We start from the raw sequence: 360 nt of genomic DNA, 5'->3' as shown, positions 1-360 counted from the left end.
CTGGGCCAGGCGCGGGCCGGGGGTCCGGCGGCCGGTGTGCTGCTGAAGGCGGTGAAGGAGCAGGTGCAGAATGTGCCCGGGGACGGCCTCGGTTACGGCTTGCTGCGTCACCTCAACGCCGAGACCGGCCCGGTACTGGCAGGGCTGCCCGCCCCGCAGATCGGCTTCAACTACCTGGGCCGGTTCGCCGCCGGTCCGGTCGGTAACTCCACCGGCGCCTGGGAACCGGCTGCCGGCGCCGGGCCGGTGGGTGCGGCCGACCCGCACGCGCCCGCCGCACATGTGCTGGACGCCGGAGCGGTGGTGCGGGACACCCCGGACGGGCCGGAGCTGACGGTCTCGCTGGCCTGGCCCGGCACC

General features: G+C 75.8%; 1 protein-coding gene. It reads left to right on the top strand.

Annotated elements, in window-relative coordinates:
- The coding region (locus ACTT8P_RS38510; protein WP_442836439.1) for a hypothetical protein at positions 1-360 on the top strand (360 nt) is incomplete at both ends.

The sequence above is a fragment of the Streptomyces sp. JW3 genome (assembly GCF_052216785.1).
GTDB lineage: Bacteria > Actinomycetota > Actinomycetes > Streptomycetales > Streptomycetaceae > Streptomyces.
This window is presented reverse-complemented; position numbering and strand designations above follow the sequence as displayed.